The organism is Saccharospirillum impatiens DSM 12546 (genome assembly GCF_000423605.1).
Taxonomy (GTDB): domain Bacteria; phylum Pseudomonadota; class Gammaproteobacteria; order Pseudomonadales; family Natronospirillaceae; genus Saccharospirillum; species Saccharospirillum impatiens.
On record NZ_KE384063.1, the window covers coordinates 1 to 2823 of the forward strand.

The following is a 2823-nucleotide window of genomic DNA, read 5'->3' on the forward strand; positions in this document are numbered from 1 at the left end:
GCTCTTCGATTTCCACAGAAAGACTCCCCGTAAATTCGGTATGATCAAGTCCTGATTATACTGGATTTCCACAGGAAACTACGAAGAGCCCTTTTCAGTATGTTATTGCGGCTTTCTCTGTGTTGGCCGGAGTGACGATGGTGTTGCGGGTGCTGATGATTTTGCTCGGTCGTGACCGGGTCTTGGACCGACTGCCAGGTGATGTGTAATGAGTAACGAATTGGTTGGCGGCCTGGGTGTTTTGGCTTTGCTGGTGTTGTTGTTATTGCGCATACCGGTTGCCTTTGCCATTTTTGCCGTAGGCTTTGTCGGGGTGTCTGTTCTGGCGTCGCCGGGGAATGCGCTGAGTTTGCTGGCGAGCGAGACTTACACGGTCGCCTCGAATGCAGAGTTAATCGTGATTCCGCTGTTTATCTTAATGGGCAATGTCGCCACCGAAACCGGTATGAGCCGCAAACTCTACGATGCAGCTTATGCAGTTATTGGCTCGATTCGCGGTGGGCTGGCGTCGGCCACGGTTGTCGGCTGCGCCGGATTTTCTGCGCTGTGCGGGTCTTCCGTCGCCTCGGCATTGACGATGGGTCGCGTCTCCATCGGTGAGATGGAGCGCTTCAATTACAGCCCGAAACTGTCAACGGGCGCGGTCGCCGCTGGCGGTACTCTGGGCATACTGATTCCGCCGTCGACCGGTTTTGTGATCTACGCCATCCTCACCCAGCAGTCGATCGGAAAATTGTTTCTGGCCGGCGTTATTCCCGGTCTGGTGCTGATGTCGCTGTTTGTTCTAATGATTACCGTGTTAGCGTTTATTAAACCCCAGCTTGCGCCACAGGGCCCCAAAACCAATCTGCAGGAAAAAGCGCGCGGTTTGCTTGGTGCCATTCCCATTACCGTGGTCATCATGATCACCATCGGTGGCATCTACAGCGGCTTGTTTTCGCCGGTTGAGGCTGCCGCCGTAGGAGCCGGCCTGGTGATCGTCTACGGCTTCACCACCAGAACTCTGACGCCTGGCTCGCTCTGGCGTTCGACGCGCAGCGCGGTTGTGACTACCACCACCGTGATGCTGATTCTGATAGCGGCACACATGCTGAATCCGTTTCTGGCGTTGAGCCATATCCCGACGGCGGTCGGCGACATGCTGATGGGTCTGGATGTGGGGCCATATGGAATTTTGCTGCTGATACTGCTGACGTATCTGATTCTTGGCTGTTTTCTGGAAGGGTTTGCCATGCTGGTACTGACCATGCCGATCTTCTTTCCGGTGATCACCGCACTCGGGTTTGACCCGATCTGGTTTGGTGTATTGGTGGTGCTGACACTGGAAATGGGGCTGATCAGTCCGCCGGTGGGTATCAACGTTTTTATCGTCAAATCAGTCGCGCCGAAGGTTCCCCTGGGAGACATCTTCATCGGTGTTGCGCCTTTCTGGCTGATGATGCTGGTCGCCATCGCCTTGTACGTCATGTTTCCACAAATCGTGTTGTTTTTACCCAATACCATGATTACCTGAGCCCGGAGTTTTTGGCATGAAGACTGAACTGACACCGCTGGACACGCTGTTGGCAGAGCAGGCCATACACCGCCTGGTGCTCGACGCCCAGCATGCGCTTGATACCAAACAGTTTGGTGACTTCGCAGCACTGTTTACACCGGAAGGTCGGCTCTACCGGCCCACCACGCCCGAGCCTCTGATCGGGCGCGACGCGATAGTGCAGGCCTACCGCAAAAACCCGCCCAATCGGCTTAACCGGCACCTGGTGACCAATCAGAGAGTGACGCTGGTGTCAGCAACCGAAGCGCAATCGCTGGCGTATGTTACTTTGTATTCAAGTGAGGCGGGTGACCAGGAGAGCGATGTATTCGGTGCCCCGGTTCACCGCAGCCTGGTAGGCGAGTACCATGACCGTTGTGTGTTGACTGACGCGGGCTGGCGACTGCAAGAGCGCCGGGCCGTGTTTGTATTGAACCAACCGATAGCGAGTCAGAAATCATGAAACCGACGTTACTGTTACTGCCCGGGCTGATGTGTGACCACAGGGTATGGGCGCATCAGGTCGAGGCATTGAGCGAAGCTTGGGAGTGCGTTGTTGTCGACTATGAGGGTGACGACAACCTGGTCACCATGGCCCGGCGCGTGCTTGACCAGGCACCCGACTCTTTCGCCATGGCAGGCCATTCGATGGGCGGACGAGTCGCGCTGGAAGTGATGCGCCTGGCTGCGGAAAAAGTACAGCGCCTGGCACTGTTGGATACCGGCTACGCCGCCCTGGCCGATGGCGAAGCCGGAGAAAAGGAAGTGGCCGGTCGGATGGCACGGGTAAAAACCGCACATGAACAGGGCGTAACCGCCATGGCTCGGGATTGGGTCACCGGCATGGTTCACCCGGACCGGCTGAACGACACAGCGCTGATCAATGAGATTGTCGACATGTTTAACCGCAAGACCCCGGCCATTTTCGAAGCCCAGATCAAAGCGCTGATTGACCGGCCGGATGCGACTGACGTGCTGGCCAGCATTGATTGCCCGACCACCTTCATCGTCGGCCGCCAGGACGCCTGGAGCACCCCGGAGCAGCACGAAGCCATGGCAGAACGGGTCAGGCACAGCCGTCTTGAGGTCATAGAGGATGCGGGGCATATGAGCACCATGGAACAGCCCGGTGCGATGACTGAAGTGTTTTGGCAGTGGTTGAGTTGATGTTTGGAGCGGCGAGCTTTAAGCGTCGAGTAAAAGATAATAAAACACGTTGACTGCGAGCGAGTTGAAAACACACTCTGATCGCTCACAGCTCACAGCTCACAGCTCACAGCTCACAGCTC

At 56.4% G+C, this 2823-nt stretch carries 3 protein-coding genes; all 3 read left to right on the forward strand.

Annotated features, from left to right (window positions below; genetic code table 11):
* Positions 1-208 precede the first annotated feature (208 nt).
* Genes G565_RS0121930 through G565_RS0121940 form a run of 3 tightly spaced genes read left to right on the forward strand, consistent with a single transcriptional unit; the run spans position 209 to position 2701 of the window.
* Complete coding sequence (locus G565_RS0121930) at positions 209-1513, forward strand: TRAP transporter large permease (protein ID WP_028672692.1); 1305 nt, start codon at positions 209-211, stop codon at positions 1511-1513.
* Positions 1514-1529: 16 nt separating this feature from the next.
* Positions 1530-1997 carry a nuclear transport factor 2 family protein gene (locus tag G565_RS25555; protein ID WP_037341137.1) on the forward strand — a complete coding sequence of 156 codons (468 nt, stop codon included), beginning with the start codon at positions 1530-1532 and terminating at the stop codon, positions 1995-1997.
* The gene (locus G565_RS0121940) at positions 1994-2701 is read left to right on the forward strand and encodes an alpha/beta fold hydrolase (protein WP_211227257.1); all 708 of its coding nucleotides are present in this window, start codon (positions 1994-1996) and stop codon (positions 2699-2701) included. The genes G565_RS25555 and G565_RS0121940 overlap by 4 nt, the downstream gene beginning before the upstream one ends.
* Positions 2702-2823 lie beyond the last annotated feature (122 nt).